Below are 14,353 nucleotides of genomic sequence, written 5' to 3' on the forward strand. Positions count from 1 at the left end.
GGATCGCGCGGCGCCGGATCGCGCGCCGGGCGGGGGCCCGACGGTGCACGCCGCGGCGCCTCGCGCTTGCCTTCGCGCGTGCCCTGCATCAGGCGATGCCGCTCATCCGGATCGGCCAGCGAGAAGTCTTCCCACCAGCGTGCCAGCTCGGCCTCGATCTCGCCGGCATCGGCGCGCAGCCGCAGGAAGTCGAACGCGGCGCGGAAGCGCGGCTGCTCGACCAGCGTGAACGGGCCGTTGCCGGTGCGGCGCTCGAAGCGCGGCTGCATCAGCCAGATCTCGCGCATGTCGCCGGCCAGCTTGCCGCGGCCGGAGATGTCGCCGATGCGCGCATCGAACACCGCGTCGATCGCCTGCTGCAGCGCTGGGAACGGCGCCTCGCCGCCCTTCTTCAGGCGCAGCCAGCGGTCGAGCACCTCGTGCCACAGCATGCAGGCGAGCATGAAGCTCGGCGCCACCGGCTTGCCCTCGGCGACGCGGCGGTCGGTGTCGGCCAGCGCGAGCTGCACGAACTTCTGGCGCGCCGGGTGCTTCTGCGCATCGTCGAGCATCACGTCGAGGATCGGGAACAGCCCGCGCGCCGCGCCGGCCAGGCCCTGCTTGTGCAGCTCCTCGATGCTGGCCAGCGCGTGGCCGGTCTGCAGCAGCTTGATCATCTCGTCGAAGGTGCGCGAGGCCGGCACGCTGTCGAGCAGCGAAGCCAGCTCGCGGATCGGCGCACGCGTCTTCGGGTCGATCGTGAAGCCGAGCTTGGCCGCGAAGCGCACGACGCGGATGATGCGCACCGGGTCTTCGCGGTAGCGGGTCACCGGGTCGCCGATGATGCGCAGCACCTTCTTCTTCGCGTCCTTGATGCCGCCGTGGTAGTCGACGACGACCTGGCGCTGCGGGTCGTAGTACATCGCGTTGACGGTGAAGTCGCGGCGCGCCGCATCCTCGATCTGCGGGCCCCAGACGTTGTCGCGCAGCACGCGGCCGGCCGCGTCGACCGCATGGGTCTTGCCGGCCAGCTCGCTCTTCGAGGTCTTCTCGTTGCCGCTGACCTGCTCGGACGCCGCGGCGTCCATCATCGCGCGGAAGGTCGAGACCTCGATCACCTCATGCTCGCGCCCGCGGCCGAACACCACGTGCACGATGCGGAAACGCCGGCCGATGATGAAGGCGCGCCGGAACAGGCCCTTGACCTGCTCGGGGGTGGCGTTGGTGGCGACGTCGAAATCCTTCGGCCGCAGCCCGACCAGCAGGTCGCGCACCGCGCCGCCGACGATGTAGGCCTCGTAACCGGCATCGGCCAGGGTCTGCACCACGCGCACCGCGTTCTCGTCGACCAGCGCCGGATCGATGCCGTGCTCGCTGGCGGGGACTTCGACGCGCTTGCCCTTGGGCACCGCGATCGGGGTGCTGGATTTGCCCAGCAGCTTGTCAATGAACTTCTTGATCATTGGGTGAATAGTTGTAGTACACGCCAGCCTCGCCCGCGCGCCAGGGTTTCCAGCGTCGGCGAGGGATTGGTGGCCACCGGATCGGTGGCGCACTCCAGGAGCGGCAGGTCGTTCGGCGAATCGCTGTAGACGCTGATGCGTTCGAAATCCTGCAGCCGATGCCCGAGGCCTGCCAGCCACTCGCGGGTGCGGGTCGTCTTGCCGTCTCGAAACGAAGGTGTTCCGTGGATCCGGCCCGTGATGTTACCTGTCGGGCCGCGCTCCAGCTCCACCGCGAGCAGATGGGGCACGTCGAATGCCCGGGCGATCGGGGTCGTGACGAACTCGTTGGTGGCGGTGACGATGGCCACCAGGTCGCCGCGTGCCTGGTGGTCGCGCACCAGCGCGATGGCCGCCGGCAGCATCGCCGGGGCGATCACCTCGCGCATGAAGCCGGCCTGCGCGGCCGCCAGCTCGGCGGCCGGGCGATCGCGCCAGGCACGGGTCGCGAACTCGATGTATTCGTGGATGTCGAGCGTGCCGGCCTGGTACTGCACGTAGAAGGCATCGTTGGCGCGGCGGAACTCTTCCGTCTCGACCCAGCCCAGACGCAGCATGTGCTCGCCCCAGGCATGGTCGGAATCGAGCGGGATCAGCGTGTGGTCGAGGTCGAACAGGCACAGGTTCATGATGGACCGCCCTCCTCGCTGAGCATCTGCTTCAGCAAGGGCACCGTGATGCCCCGCTTGTGCGCAAGCGCGAATTCGTCGAGCCGGTCGAGCAGCTTCATCAGGTGCTTCAGGTCGCGCGAGAAGCGCGTCAGCAGGTAGTCCATCACGTCGTCGGAGAGGAAGATGCCGCGCCGGTCGGCCTCGCGGCGCAGCGCGCCCCGGGCCTCGGCCTCGCCGAGCGGCTCGATCGCGAAGATGTGCCCCCAGCCGAGCCGGGTGCGCAGGTCCTCGCGCAGCGGCAGGTCGATCGGCGGCACGCGGGCGGCGGCCGCCACCGGGATGCCATGCGTCGTCGCCTGCACGAAGAGCGCGAACGCCGCCTGCTGGCCGGCCTCGTCGAGCGCATCGCAGTCGTCCAGCACGATCAACGTGTCGCCCTCGTCGAACTGCCACGGCAGGTCGTCGCCCGCGGTGAACCAGCTGACGCGCCCGCCCTGCTGCTGCACCGAGCTCGCGAGCGCGCGCAGCAGGTGCGTCTTGCCGGCGCCCGGCGGCCCCCACAGCAGCACCGGCGCCGCCTGGCGGGTGAGCCCGCGCAGGTGGGCGAGCGCCAGCGCATTGCCGGCGACGACGAAGGTCTCGAAGGTGTGCGCCGGGTCGCTGGCAATCAACAGGGGCAGTTGGCGCATCGCCCGGTCACCCGCGGAACAGCTTGCTGTGGAGGTAGGCGGCACGCACGCGCCCGGCCGCCACCGCCATCACCGCGCTGAGCGGCAGCGCGATCAGCACGCCGACGAAGCCGAACAGCTGGCCGAACGCGAGCAGCGCGAAGATCACCGTCAGCGGGCTCAGCCCGATGCGCTCGCCGACCAGGCGCGGCGTGAGGTAGACGCTCTCCAGCACCTGGCCCGCGCCGTACACCACCGCGACCGCGATCAGCCCGTAGGCGCTCGCGAACTGCAGCGTGCCGGCCAGCAGCGCCAGCACCAGCCCGAGCCCGAAGCCGAGGTAGGGAATGAAGACCGCCAGCCCGGTGAACACGCCCACCGGCACCGCGAGGTCGAAGCCGAACAGCGCGAGGCCGATGCTGTAGCAGACCGCGAGGATGCCCATCACCAGCAGCTGGCCGCGCAGGTACTGCCCGAGCACCGCATCGCATTCGTCCATGAAGCTGCGCACGCTCGGCTGCAGGCGTGGCGGGATCAGGCCCTCCAGGCGCGCCACCTGGTGCGGCCAGTCCATCAGCAGGTAGAACAGCACGACCGGGATCAGCACTGCGTTGCCGACGATCGCCAGCAGGAAGCTGCCGCCGATGCGCGCCGAGCTGAGGACCGTGCCGGCCCACTCCTCCATGTTGTCGCCCAGCCGCTGGACGATGAATTCCTTCAGGCTCGCGGTGTCGAGCTGCGCGTGGATGCCCACCTGCGCGAGCCACGGCGTCGCCCACTGGCTGAAGCGGTCGATCAGCAGCGGCACCTGCTGGCGCAGCAGCGGCAGCTCCTTCGACAGGATCGGCACGATCAGCAGCAGCACCGTCAGCACCAGCAGCAGCGCCAGCACCTCGACGCCCAGCACCGCCAGCACACGCGGCACGCCGCGTGCGGCCAGCCGCTCGACCGGCGGGTGCAGCGCATAGGCCAGCACCGCGCCGACGATGAACGGCGTCAGCACCGGCGCCAGCAGCCACACCAGCACCAGCCCCACCAGGGCGATGGCGAGCCATGAAAGGGTTTGACGCTGCGCGGGAGAGAGTTGCATCGACGGTGTCGGTGATGCCGGCTGGGGGGTGCCGGCGAAGCGGCAAATTCTAAGGGCCGGGGAGGACTCGCCCCCAAACGGCCGGGATCGTTGCCAAACCGGGGTCAGTGCAGGCGCCGCGGGCCGGCGCTGCGCAGCCGGGCCACGCGCGCCAGGATCGCCGTCCGGTCGGCGGCCGACGGTGCATGGGCCAGGTAGTGGTCCAGGTCGCGCAGCGCCTCGTGGGTCATGCCGAGTTCGGCATGGGCGAGGCCGCGGTCGCGCCACTCCTCCCAGGCTTCGGGCAGCAGGATCACCAGCCGGTTCAGCACCTGCAGCAGGCGCGGCCAGTCTTCGCTGGCGCGGTGGATTTCCTTCAGGTTGCGCAGGATGCGGGCCAGCACGTCGCGCGCCGGCGCCGCCTGCAGGAACAACCCGAGCGGCACGTCGAAATCGCCGACCAGGCCGTTGCTCTGGCGGTACGGCGCGAGCAACTCGTCGAGTTCGTCGCGCGACAGCGAATGGCCGGTGAACGGATCGATCACCACCTCGCCCTGCGGCATGTGCAGCTTGACCAGGAAGTGCCCGGGGAACGAGACGCCGCGCGCCTGCAGGCCGATCTGCGTGGCCAGCTCGATGTACAGCACCGCCAGCGTGATCGGGATGCCGCGCCGCGTGCGCAGCACCGTGCCGAGGTGGCTGTTGCCGGGGTCGTAGTAGTCGTTGACGTTGCCGGCGAAGCCGAGGTCGCTGAAGAAGAAGTGGTTCAGCCGGCGCAGCCGCTGCAGCGGCACGGCATCGGCCGGGACGCGCTGCTTCAGGCGCAGCGCGAGCTGGTCGATCTCGGCCAGCACCGATTGGGCGTCGAGGCCGGGATCGTCGTCCTGGCCGATCGCGACGGCCGCCTCGGTCAGCGACAGGCTGGCGTCATCCGCCACCAGCGACGCGAAATACTCCAGCACGGTGGGCGCTTCGAACTGCAACGGACGGGCCATTCGACGAGTTTAGCGGGCCGAGCGCCGGGCCGCCCCAAGCCGGCCCGCATCCCCGCGGGGGATCGGCCGACGTACCCGGCGGCCGAGGGGTCGCCATCAACCACGCCGTGCGAACTGCTTCAGGTTCAACCCGGTGGCGAGCAAGGTGCCGAAGTAGACGATCGCCGCGCCGCCCAGGCAGGCGGCCAGCCACGCGGCCCGCGCGCCGTGCTGCTGGCCGAGCGCGATCCAGTCGAGCTTCAGCGAGGCGTATCCGAGCAAGGCGCCCAGCAGCGTGGTCGCCAGCAGCACCCGCCACGTGAAGCCCGCCCAGCCGGCCGACGGCGTGTAGCTGCCGGCGCGGCGCAGGCCGACGAACAGCCAGCCGGCATTGACCAGCGCACCCAGGCCGATCGACAGGGCCAGCCCCGCATGGCCCAGCTGCGGCACGAACAGCAGGTTCATCAGCTGGGTCAGCACCAGCACGACCACGGCGATCTTCACCGGCGTGCGGATGTCCTGCCGGGCGTAGAACCCGGGCGCGAGGATCTTCACGCCGATCAGCCCCATCAGCCCGACGCCGTAGCCGCGCAACGCGAGCACGGTCTGCGCGACGTCCTCGGCCCGGAAAGCGCCGCGGTGGTAGAGCGATGCGACCAGCGGCGTCGTGAACACCAGCAGCGCCACCGCGCAGGGCAGCGCGAGCAGCAGCACCAGGCGCAGGCCCCAGTCGAGCAGGCCGGAATAGGCCTCGGCATCGGCGCGGGCCTGCGCGGACGAGAGTTGCGGGATCAGCACCACGCCGAGCGCGACGCCGAGCAGCGCGGTCGGGAACTCCATCAGCCGGTCGGCGTAGGTCAGCCACGACACCGCGCCGACACCGACGTGCGACGCGATCTGCGTGTTGATCAGCAGCGACAGCTGCGCCACCGACACGCCCAGCAAAGCCGGCGCCATCTGACGCAGCACCCGGTGCACACCCGGGTGGTGCCAGGCGGCGCGGATGCGCGCGGGCGTCATGCCGATGCGCGGCAGCTGGCCGATGCGCGCCAACGCCGGCAGCTGCACCGCCAGCTGCAGCACGCCGCCGATCATCACGCCGACGGCCATCGCGTAGATCGGCTCGATGCCCCAGCGGCGAAATACCGGCGCCAGGCCCCAGCCGGCGCCGATCACCGCCAGGTTCAGCAGCACCGGCGATGCGGCGGGCACCGCGAACTGCTTCCAGGTGTTCAGAACGCCCGCGGCCAGCGCGACCAGCGAGATGAAGCCGATGTAGGGGAACATCCAGCGCGTCATGACGACCGCGCCGTCGAACTGCGCGAGGCCGGAGGCCATCAGCCAGACGATCACCGGTGCCGCGACCATGCCCGCCACGCAGGTGACGAGCAGCGCCCAGAACAGCACCGTGGCGACCGCGTTGACCAGCAGGTGCGTGACCTCGTCGCCCTCGCGGGTGCGGGTTTCGCCGAGGATGGGCACGAAGGCCTGCGCGAAGGCGCCTTCGGCGAACAGCCGGCGCAGCATGTTGGGGATGCGGAACGCGGCCTGGAAGGCATCGGTCCAGGCGCCGGCGCCGAACATCGCGGCGACCATCAGCTCGCGGCCCAACCCGGTGATGCGCGACGCCAGGGTCAGCAGGGAGACGACGGAGGCGGCACGCAGCAGGTTCATGGGGAAGGGGCAGAAGGCGGGCGGATTATAGGTAGCGCCTGCTCACCTCTTGTGTCGCAATTTGCCGAGGCAGAAATGTGAATGCTATACTCGCGGTCTTTGCCCCACCCACCTGGATCACGCAAACAAAATGGCTACCTCCTCCAAAGTCAAGAAGACGGTCCGCATCGCGTCGGGCCGCAAGCGCGTCCGCCAGGACGTGAAGCTCAACGCCGCCAACACCGCGCTGCGTTCGAAGTTCCGCACGGTCGTCAAGAACGTTCAAAAGGCTGTTGTCGCCGGCGACAAGGCCAAGGCTGCTGAAATCTTCAAGACCGCCCAGGGCGTCATCGATTCCGTGGCTGACAAGGGCCTGTTCCACAAGAACAAGGCAGCTCGCCACAAGAGCCGCCTGTCGGCCAAGATCAAGGCTCTCGCAGCCTGATTGAAAGATTCCAGGTGGTAAGTGAGAAGGCCCGCTCAGCGGGCCTTTTTCATTGGTGATCCGGAAATTGATCCCGAGGAATCAGGCAGCCTGCTGGGCCGACGGCGGCACCGGCGCCAACTGCCCGTTCGGCAGCAGGCAGGCCTCGACGACCTGGAGGTCGTTGTCGCGCGCGAAGTTCATCACGAAGTCCCAGGCCATCGGCTCCAGCGCCTTCAGCTCCTCGCTGACGATCACGCACTTCACGCCGTTGATCACGCGCGGCACGCAGTACGGCGAGTAGCCGATGAACGACCCGATGCCGCCCGCCGAACCACCGGGGCGGAAGCTGGACATCGCCCCCGCCAGCCGCTCCGCCCAGTCGCTGGGTCGGAAGGTCTTGCCATCCTTGGTGATGCCTTGGATGAACACTTCGCGGGGCAAGGGTGAGGTCATGCGTGCTGCGGGCGTGGGGTCGAACGGATGGCGGGTCGGCCGGCGGCTATTGTGCCGCGAATATGCTGCGCCGCAGCACATTGCGCGGCCCGCCAGGGGCTTGCGCCTGTGCCTTTATCGGCGTGCCATGACCGACCCTTAGAATCCAAGGCCCCGGGCGGCGCCCCTTGCTGCCCGGTATTGCGCACTTCCGGAGTCTTCCCGCAATGAATGCGACCACCACCGCCGCCCAGCCCATGCCCCACGTGATGCCGACCTATGGTCGCCTGCCGTTCGCGTTGTCGCATGGCCGAGGCTGCTGGGTGTGGGACACCGACGGCAAGAAATACCTCGACGGCCTGGGCGGCATCGCCGTCAACACCGTCGGCCATGCGCACCCGAAGCTGGTCGCCGCGCTGCAGGACCAGGTCGGCAAGCTGATCCACAGCTCCAACTACTACCAGGTGCCGCTGCAGGAGCAGCTCGCCGCCAAGCTGACCGAGGTCTCGGGCCTGACCAACGCGTTCTTCTGCAGCACCGGCCTGGAGGCCAATGAAGGCGCGCTGAAGATCGCCCRCAAGTACGGCCACGACAAGGGCATCGAGCGCCCGGAGATCATCGTCTACGAGAAGGCCTTCCACGGCCGCTCGATCGCGACGCTCTCGGCCACCGGCAACGCCAAGGTGCAGGCCGGCTTCGGCCCGCTGGTCGAAGGCTTCGTGCGCGTGCCGCTGAACGACCTGGCCGCGGTGCGCAAGGTGGCCGCCGAGAACCCGAACGTGGTCGCGGTGTTCCTGGAGGTGATCCAGGGCGAAGGCGGCATCAACGTCTCGACGATCGAGTACCTGCAGGGCATCCGCAAGATCTGCGACGAGCGCGGCTGGCTGCTGATGCTCGACGAGGTGCAATGCGGACTGGGCCGCACCGGCAAGTGGTTCGCGCACCAATGGGCCGGCATCAAGCCGGACGTGATGCCGCTCGCCAAGGGCCTGGGCTCGGGCGTGCCGGTGGGCGCGATCGTCTGCGGCCCGAAGGCGGCCAACGTGTTCGGCCCGGGCAACCACGGCAGCACCTTCGGCGGCAACCCGCTCGCGATGCGTGCCGGCGTCGAGACGCTGCGCATCATGGAAGAAGAGAAGCTGCTCGAGAACGCCGCCACCGTCGGCGCCGCGCTGAAGGCCGGCATCGAGAAGGAGCTGGCCGGCGTGCCGGGCTTCGTCGAGGTGCGCGGCCAGGGCCTGATGCTCGGCATCGAGCTCGACCGCCCGTGCGGCGTGCTGCTGAACCGCGCGGCCGAGGCCGGCCTGCTGCTGAGCGTCACCGCCGACCGCGTGATCCGCCTGGTGCCCTCGCTGGTCCTCACCGCCGGCGAAGCGGCGCAGATCGTGGCCATCCTGTGCCCGCTGGTCAAGCGCTTCCTGTCCGAAACCCCTGCCACGCCATGAAGCCCGGCATGAGCCTCATCAAGCACTACCTGCAGTTCAGGGATTTCCGCGCCGAGGAGTACGCCTACCTGTTCGAGCGTGCGGGCATCATCAAGAAGCGCTTCAAGAACTACGAGAAGTACACGCCGCTGGTCGACCGCACGCTGGCGATGATCTTCGAGAAGGCGTCCACGCGCACCCGCGTCAGCTTCGAGGCCGGCATGTACCAGATGGGCGGCTCGGTGGTGAACCTGACCACCGGCGACAGCCAGCTCGGCCGCGCCGAGCCGATCGAGGACAGCGCGCGCGTGATCAGCCGCATGGTCGACCTGGTGATGATCCGCACCTACGAGCAGACCAAGCTCGATGCCTTCGCGGCGAACTCGCGCGTGCCGGTGATCAACGGGCTGACCAACGAGTACCACCCGTGCCAGATCCTGGCCGACATCTTCACGTACATCGAGCACCGCGGCAGCATCGCGGGCAAGGTGGTGGCCTGGGTCGGCGACGGCAACAACATGGCCAGCACCTGGCTGCAGGCGGCGAGCATCCTCGGCTTCACGCTGCACGTCAGCACGCCGTCGGGCTACGAGGTCGACGCGAAGGCCGCCGGCGTCAGCGATACCGGCTGCATCAAGGTCTTCAAGGATCCGCTCGAGGCCTGCCGCGGCGCGCACCTGGTGACCACCGACGTGTGGACCAGCATGGGCTACGAGGCCGAGAACGAGGCCCGCATGAAGGCCTTCGCCGACTGGTGCGTCGACCGCGAGATGATGGCCGCGGCGCAGCCCGATGCGCTCTTCATGCACTGCCTGCCGGCGCACCGCGGCGAGGAGGTCGAGGCCGACGTGATCGACGGCCCGCAATCGGTCGTCTGGGACGAGGCCGAGAACCGCATGCACGTCCAGAAGGCCTTGATGGAGTACCTGCTGCTGGGCCGCATCGGCTGATGCCGACCGGCCCGCGGCACGCGACCGCATGAAGCTCGCCCTGATCACCGACCTGCATGCCAACCGCGAGGCCGTCGAGGCCGTGCTCGCGCATGCGCAATCGCAGGGTGCGCAGCAGCACGTGTTCCTCGGCGACTACGTCGGCTACGGTGCCGAGCCGGGCTGGGTGGTCGACTGCGTGCAGGCCCACGTGGCCGGCGGCGCGATCGCGGTGATGGGCAACCACGACGCGGCCGCGGTGCAGGGCGCGCAGCCGACGATGGTGCCCGACGCGCGCGATGCCGCCGCCTGGACGCACGAACGGCTGACCCCGCCGCAGCTCGACTTCCTGGCGAAGCTGCCGCTCACCGCGCGCGATGCCGACCGCCTCTACGTGCATGCCAACGCGCATGCGCCTGCCGCGTGGGGCTACGTCACCGGCCGGCTCGACGCGGTGCGCAGCCTGCACGCCACCGACGCGCGCATCACCTTCTGCGGCCATGTGCACGAGCCGCTGCTGTTCCACCTGTCGGGCACCGGCAAGGTCGGCGATTTCACGCCGGTGCCGGGCGTGCCGATCCCGCTGTCGCCGCAGCGGCAGTGGCTGGTGATCCCCGGCTCGTCCGGCCAGCCGCGCGACGGCAACCCGGCCGCCGCCTATGCCACCTTCGACACCGTCAGTGGCGACCTGACCTACCACCGCGTGCCGTACGACCATGAGGCCGCGAGCGCCAAGGTGCGTGCCGCCGGCCTGCCCGAACGCCTCGCCCAGCGCCTGATCGATGGACACTGAGGCCGGGCCCGCGAAGCCCTCGTCGCGCCTGGCCGCCGGCCAGGTCATCGACGGCTTCCGGCTCGACGCCCACCTGCACCAGGGCGGCATGGCCAACCTGTGGGCCGTGACGCGGCTCGACAGCGACGACCCGCTGCCGCTGATCATGAAGGTGCCGCGCATCAAGGGCGGCGAGGATCCGACCAGCATCGTCGGCTTCGAGGTCGAGCAGATGATCCTGCCGTCGCTCGCCGGCGTGCATGTGCCGAAGTTCATCGCCAAGGGCGACTTCACCGGGCAGCCGTTCATCGTGATGGAGCGGCTGGCGGGCGATTCGCTGCGCCGGCGCTTCGACGATGCGCCGCTGCCGATCGCCGAGGTGGTGAATGTCGGCGCGCTCGTCGCGACCGCGCTGCACGACCTGCACCGCCAGCACGTGGTGCACCTCGACGTGAAGCCGAGCAACATCATGTTCCGCAAGGCGCCGGACGGCTCCCGCAGCGATGCCGTGCTGGTCGACTTCGGCCTGTCGCGCCACGACTTCCTGCCGGACCTGCTCGACGAGGAGTTCGAGCTGCCGATGGGCACCGGCCCGTACATGTCGCCGGAACAGGTGCAGTTCATCCGCAACGACCCGCGCAGCGACCTGTTCGCGCTCGGCGTGCTGCTGTACCACCTGCTGACCGGCGAGCGCCCGTTCGGCGCACCCACCAGCGTGCGCGGGCTGCGCCAGCGGCTGTACCAGGATCCGCTGCCACCGCTCGCGTGGCGGCCCGACTGCCCGCCGTGGCTGCAGGAGCTGGTGCTGCGCTGCCTGGAGGTGCAACCCGACAAGCGGCACCAGAGCGCCGCGCAACTCGCCTTCGAGCTGCAGAACCCGGAGCAGGTGGTGCTGACCGAGCGTGCGACGCGGCGCTCGCGCAGCGGCCGCGTGCAGACGCTGCGGCGCTGGTTCGCCGCGCTGGGTGCGGAACCGGCCGAGCGCGGCAATGCGGCCGGGCAGGCGGCGCGCAGCCCGATCCTGCTGGCGGCGGTGGATGTCGCGAATGCCGAGCCGGCGCTGCTCGAGGCGGTGCGCGACACGGTGCAGCGGCTGCTGCACACCGAGCCCGGCGCGCGCCTCGCGTGCCTGGCGGTGCTGAAGATCAACCGCATCGGCATGGACGAGCTGCTCGACAAGGACGGCGGCAGCAAGCACGTGGGCCTGCTGGTGCAGCTGAAGCACTGGGCGCGCCCGCTGCTGCAGGACCTGGAGGCCACGCGCCCCGAGCAGGCCGGGCGCGTGACCTTCCATGTGCTGGAGGCGCCTGATGCCGCGACCGCGATCGTCGACTACGCGCGCAAGAACCAGGTCGACCACATCGTGATGGGCGCGCGCAGCAGCGGCGGGCTGCGCCGCTACCTGGGCAGCGTGTCGGCCGAGGTGGTGGCGCAGTCGGACTGCACGGTGACGGTGGTGCGCAGCTTGCTTCGGCCTGCGCCATGAGCCACCCTGCCCCGGATCCCCGCTTCGGCCCGCTGCGCACGCACGGCCGCTTCGACTACTCGCCGATCACGCAGCGGCCGGATTTCCGCTGGCCCAACCGGCAGCGGCTCGCGGTGTACCTGGGCTTCAACCTGGAAGACTTCGCGTTCGGCGAAGGGCTGGGGGCATCGCTCGGCCCGGCGTCGCCGCACCCCGACGTGCTGAACCACAGCTGGCGCGAGTACGGCAACCGCGTCGGCGCGTGGCGCTGCCTGGAGCTGTTCGACCAGCTCGCGATGCCGGCCGGCGTGATCCTGAACACCGCGCTGTACGAGCTGAGCGCGCCGCTGGTGGATGCCTTCGTGCAGCGCGGCGACGAGATGATCGCGCACGGCCACACCAACTCGGTCCGCCAGGGCACGCTGCCCGAGGCCGACGAGCGCGCGCTGATCGAGCACTGCCGCGACACGATGACGCGCCGCCATGCGCTCGCGCCGCGCGGCTGGCTGTCGCCGTGGATCTCGGAAAGCCACGTCACGCCCGACCTGCTGGCCGAGGCCGGTTTCCACTACACGCTGAACTGGTGCCACGACGACCAGCCGGTGCGCCTGCGCACGCGCGGCGGCGGCTCGCTGTGGTCGGTGCCCTACCCGCAGGAGCTGAACGACATCCCGATGGTGATCGCGCGGCAGATGGACGCGAAGGACTTCGCGCAGATGATCGTCGACCAGTTCGACGAGATGCTGGAGCAGTCGCAGCGCCAGCCGCTGGTGATGGGCATCGCGCTGCACCCGTACATCGTCGGCCAGCCGTACCGGCTGCGCCACCTGCGGCGCGCGCTGCGGCACGTGATGGACCACCACCGCGAGATCTGGGTCACGACGCCGGGGGCGATCGTGTCGGCGATGGAGGAGATGGCGCGATAAACGGCTTGCGCGCCACTTCGAGTGGCGCAATACTGGCGCGATTCCTCGCCGGATTTGACGCGAATGCCACGAATCACGCCACAACATGAGTTCGATCGTCTGGTCGCGCTGATTGCCGCGCATCCCGCCGGCATCGGTGTTGACGCGCTATCCCAGGCGTTGGGTGAGCAGACCAAGCGCCGAACCCTGCAGCGCCGACTGGCTGCGCTCGTCGAACAGAAGCGCCTCGAGGTGCAGGGAGATGCGCGGTCGACGCGCTACCTGGCTCGGCCCGTCGGGGTCACGGAACCTCCTCCCACCTACGGCCATACCGACAGGTCCCGCGCCATCGCCGCGGCCACTGCGTCCATATCCCCGGAAGGCGAAGAGATCCGGGCGTACATCCGCCAACCGCGCCTGCAGCGCCGGCGGGTGGGCTACAACGTCGAGTTCCTGGAGCACTACCTCCCCAACCAGACGGTCTACCTGCCGCAAGGCTTGCGCGACCGATTGCATGCGATGGGGCAATCTCCCTCGGAGCAGGCGCCGGCCGGGACGTTTGCGAAGGACATCCTCGCCCGGCTGCTGATCGACCTGTCGTGGGCTTCCTCCCGGCTGGAAGGCAACACCTACAGCCGCCTCGACACCGAGCGGCTGATCGCGTTCGGCCAGGCGGCCGAAGGCAAGGACGCGCAGGAAACCAAGATGATCCTCAACCACAAGGAGGCCATCGAGTACCTGGTGGGAGACCCGGCGCACGCGGGCATGACGCCGCACACGCTCATCACGCTGCACGCGCTCCTGTCGGACGGCCTGATGGCCGACCCGACGGCCGTGGGCCGCATCCGCCGCCGCGCCGTCGGGATCGGCGGCAGCGTGTACCAGCCGCCGGGGCCACCACAGCCCTTGGAGGCCCTGTTCGACATCGTCGTGCAGACGGCCGCGGAGATCCGGGATCCCTTCGAGCAGGCCTTCTTCCTGATGGTGCACGTGCCCTACCTGCAACCCTTCGAGGACGTGAACAAGCGCGTGTCCCGGCTGGCCGCCAACATCCCGTTCATCCGCCACAACCTGTGCCCGCTGTCGTTCATCGACGTACCGCAGCAGGACTACGTGGACGCGATGCTCGGCGTCTATGAACTGAACCGCATCGAACTGCTGCGCGACGTCTTCGCCTCGGCCTACGGCTCTTCGTGCCAGCACTATGTCGCGGTCACGCGGGACCTGGTCCCGCCCGATGTCTTCCGGCTTCGCTACCGCAAGGCATTGGGCGAGGCCATCGCGGCCATCGTTCGGGGCGGCGACGCGGTCGACGAAGCGACGGTGCGCGCCAGGATTCCTTCAACGGTGGCCCTGGAAGACCGGGAGCATTTCGTCACGCTGGTGCTCACCGAGTTCAAGAGCCTGCATGCCGGCAATGCGGTTCGCTTCGGCCTGCGGCCGCTGGAGTTCGCGGCGTGGGAAGGACGGATCGAATAGCGCAAGCGCTGGCTGGAACCATTTCGATGGCGGCTGTCACCCACGCCCTGTCATCAATCAGGGG

14 protein-coding genes are annotated in these 14,353 nt (G+C 69.6%); 7 read left to right on the forward strand and 7 right to left on the reverse strand.

The window, feature by feature from the left end:
* From pcnB to murJ, 6 genes are all read right to left on the reverse strand, one after another.
* Positions 1 to 1,442, reverse strand: a 1,442-nt coding sequence (pcnB, locus tag AC1D1T_RS14755; RefSeq protein ID WP_477992057.1) for a polynucleotide adenylyltransferase PcnB, incomplete at its 3' end; no start/stop codon positions are given.
* A complete protein-coding gene (locus AC1D1T_RS14760; protein WP_047500686.1) occupies positions 1,439 to 2,110 on the reverse strand; it encodes an HAD family hydrolase in 672 nt (223 codons plus the stop codon). The genes AC1D1T_RS14760 and pcnB, both read right to left, overlap by 4 nt.
* Positions 2,107 to 2,781 carry a DnaA regulatory inactivator Hda gene (gene hda / locus AC1D1T_RS14765; protein ID WP_047500683.1) on the reverse strand — a complete coding sequence of 225 codons (675 nt, stop codon included), beginning with the start codon at positions 2,779 to 2,781 and terminating at the stop codon, positions 2,107 to 2,109. Before hda ends, AC1D1T_RS14760 begins: the two co-directional genes overlap by 4 nt.
* A gap of 7 nt (positions 2,782 to 2,788) precedes the next feature.
* Positions 2,789 to 3,850: an AI-2E family transporter gene (locus tag AC1D1T_RS14770; RefSeq protein ID WP_465111134.1), complete on the reverse strand. Its 1,062-nt coding sequence runs from the start codon at positions 3,848 to 3,850 to the stop codon at positions 2,789 to 2,791.
* A gap of 104 nt (positions 3,851 to 3,954) precedes the next feature.
* Entirely contained in the window at positions 3,955 to 4,824 is an 870-nt protein-coding gene (locus AC1D1T_RS14775; protein WP_465111133.1) for a SirB1 family protein, read from the reverse strand.
* 96 nt (positions 4,825 to 4,920) lie between these two features.
* A complete protein-coding gene (gene murJ / locus AC1D1T_RS14780) occupies positions 4,921 to 6,477 on the reverse strand; it encodes a murein biosynthesis integral membrane protein MurJ (RefSeq protein WP_477825208.1) in 1,557 nt (518 codons plus the stop codon).
* A gap of 130 nt (positions 6,478 to 6,607) precedes the next feature.
* Between murJ and rpsT the strand changes: the two genes are divergently transcribed.
* Positions 6,608 to 6,901, forward strand: coding sequence for a 30S ribosomal protein S20 (gene rpsT / locus AC1D1T_RS14785; RefSeq protein WP_047500675.1), 294 nt, complete (start codon positions 6,608 to 6,610; stop codon positions 6,899 to 6,901).
* Between the two features lie 81 nt (positions 6,902 to 6,982).
* On the opposite strand, the gene AC1D1T_RS14790 is transcribed toward rpsT, so the two are convergent.
* A complete protein-coding gene (locus AC1D1T_RS14790; RefSeq protein ID WP_047500672.1) occupies positions 6,983 to 7,336 on the reverse strand; it encodes a DUF3579 domain-containing protein in 354 nt (117 codons plus the stop codon).
* Between the two features lie 236 nt (positions 7,337 to 7,572).
* Here AC1D1T_RS14790 and AC1D1T_RS14795 point away from each other — a divergent pair, with 236 nt between their 5' ends.
* The 6 genes from AC1D1T_RS14795 to AC1D1T_RS14820 all read left to right on the forward strand — a co-directional run bounded on the left by AC1D1T_RS14795 (position 7,573) and on the right by AC1D1T_RS14820 (position 14,289).
* Positions 7,573 to 8,760: an aspartate aminotransferase family protein gene (locus AC1D1T_RS14795; protein WP_477992058.1), complete on the forward strand. Its 1,188-nt coding sequence runs from the start codon at positions 7,573 to 7,575 to the stop codon at positions 8,758 to 8,760.
* Positions 8,757 to 9,689 (forward strand): ornithine carbamoyltransferase, encoded by a 933-nt coding sequence (argF, locus tag AC1D1T_RS14800; RefSeq protein WP_047500667.1) that lies wholly within the window; start codon positions 8,757 to 8,759, stop codon positions 9,687 to 9,689. The genes AC1D1T_RS14795 and argF overlap by 4 nt, the downstream gene beginning before the upstream one ends.
* A 28-nt stretch (positions 9,690 to 9,717) precedes the next feature.
* Positions 9,718 to 10,461 carry a metallophosphoesterase family protein gene (locus AC1D1T_RS14805; RefSeq protein WP_047500664.1) on the forward strand — a complete coding sequence of 248 codons (744 nt, stop codon included), beginning with the start codon at positions 9,718 to 9,720 and terminating at the stop codon, positions 10,459 to 10,461.
* Positions 10,451 to 11,926 (forward strand): serine/threonine protein kinase, encoded by a 1,476-nt coding sequence (locus AC1D1T_RS14810; RefSeq protein WP_477992059.1) that lies wholly within the window; start codon positions 10,451 to 10,453, stop codon positions 11,924 to 11,926. Before AC1D1T_RS14805 ends, AC1D1T_RS14810 begins: the two co-directional genes overlap by 11 nt.
* Positions 11,923 to 12,831 carry a polysaccharide deacetylase family protein gene (locus AC1D1T_RS14815; RefSeq protein WP_477825211.1) on the forward strand — a complete coding sequence of 303 codons (909 nt, stop codon included), beginning with the start codon at positions 11,923 to 11,925 and terminating at the stop codon, positions 12,829 to 12,831. The genes AC1D1T_RS14810 and AC1D1T_RS14815 overlap by 4 nt, the downstream gene beginning before the upstream one ends.
* A gap of 63 nt (positions 12,832 to 12,894) precedes the next feature.
* On the forward strand, positions 12,895 to 14,289 hold the full coding sequence (locus AC1D1T_RS14820) for a Fic family protein (protein WP_477825212.1): 1,395 nt from the start codon (positions 12,895 to 12,897) through the stop codon (positions 14,287 to 14,289).
* Positions 14,290 to 14,353: the final 64 nt, after the last annotated feature.

It is taken from the genome of Rhizobacter sp. P2_H3 (assembly GCF_056403355.1).

Excerpts from the sequence above, each read along its gene's own strand:
- AC1D1T_RS14760 (WP_047500686.1), bottom strand. The coding sequence starts at position 2,110 with ATGAACCTGTGCCTGTTCGACCTCGACCACACGCTGATCCCGCTCGAT.
- hda (WP_047500683.1), bottom strand. The coding sequence starts at position 2,781 with ATGCGCCAACTGCCCCTGTTGATTGCCAGCGACCCGGCGCACACCTTC.
- AC1D1T_RS14770 (WP_465111134.1), bottom strand. The coding sequence starts at position 3,850 with ATGCAACTCTCTCCCGCGCAGCGTCAAACCCTTTCATGGCTCGCCATC.
- AC1D1T_RS14775 (WP_465111133.1), bottom strand. The coding sequence starts at position 4,824 with ATGGCCCGTCCGTTGCAGTTCGAAGCGCCCACCGTGCTGGAGTATTTC.
- murJ (WP_477825208.1), bottom strand. The coding sequence starts at position 6,477 with ATGAACCTGCTGCGTGCCGCCTCCGTCGTCTCCCTGCTGACCCTGGCG.
- rpsT (WP_047500675.1), top strand. The coding sequence starts at position 6,608 with ATGGCTACCTCCTCCAAAGTCAAGAAGACGGTCCGCATCGCGTCGGGC.
- AC1D1T_RS14790 (WP_047500672.1), bottom strand. The coding sequence starts at position 7,336 with ATGACCTCACCCTTGCCCCGCGAAGTGTTCATCCAAGGCATCACCAAG.
- argF (WP_047500667.1), top strand. The coding sequence starts at position 8,757 with ATGAAGCCCGGCATGAGCCTCATCAAGCACTACCTGCAGTTCAGGGAT.
- AC1D1T_RS14805 (WP_047500664.1), top strand. The coding sequence starts at position 9,718 with ATGAAGCTCGCCCTGATCACCGACCTGCATGCCAACCGCGAGGCCGTC.
- AC1D1T_RS14810 (WP_477992059.1), top strand. The coding sequence starts at position 10,451 with ATGGACACTGAGGCCGGGCCCGCGAAGCCCTCGTCGCGCCTGGCCGCC.
- AC1D1T_RS14815 (WP_477825211.1), top strand. The coding sequence starts at position 11,923 with ATGAGCCACCCTGCCCCGGATCCCCGCTTCGGCCCGCTGCGCACGCAC.
- AC1D1T_RS14820 (WP_477825212.1), top strand. The coding sequence starts at position 12,895 with ATGCCACGAATCACGCCACAACATGAGTTCGATCGTCTGGTCGCGCTG.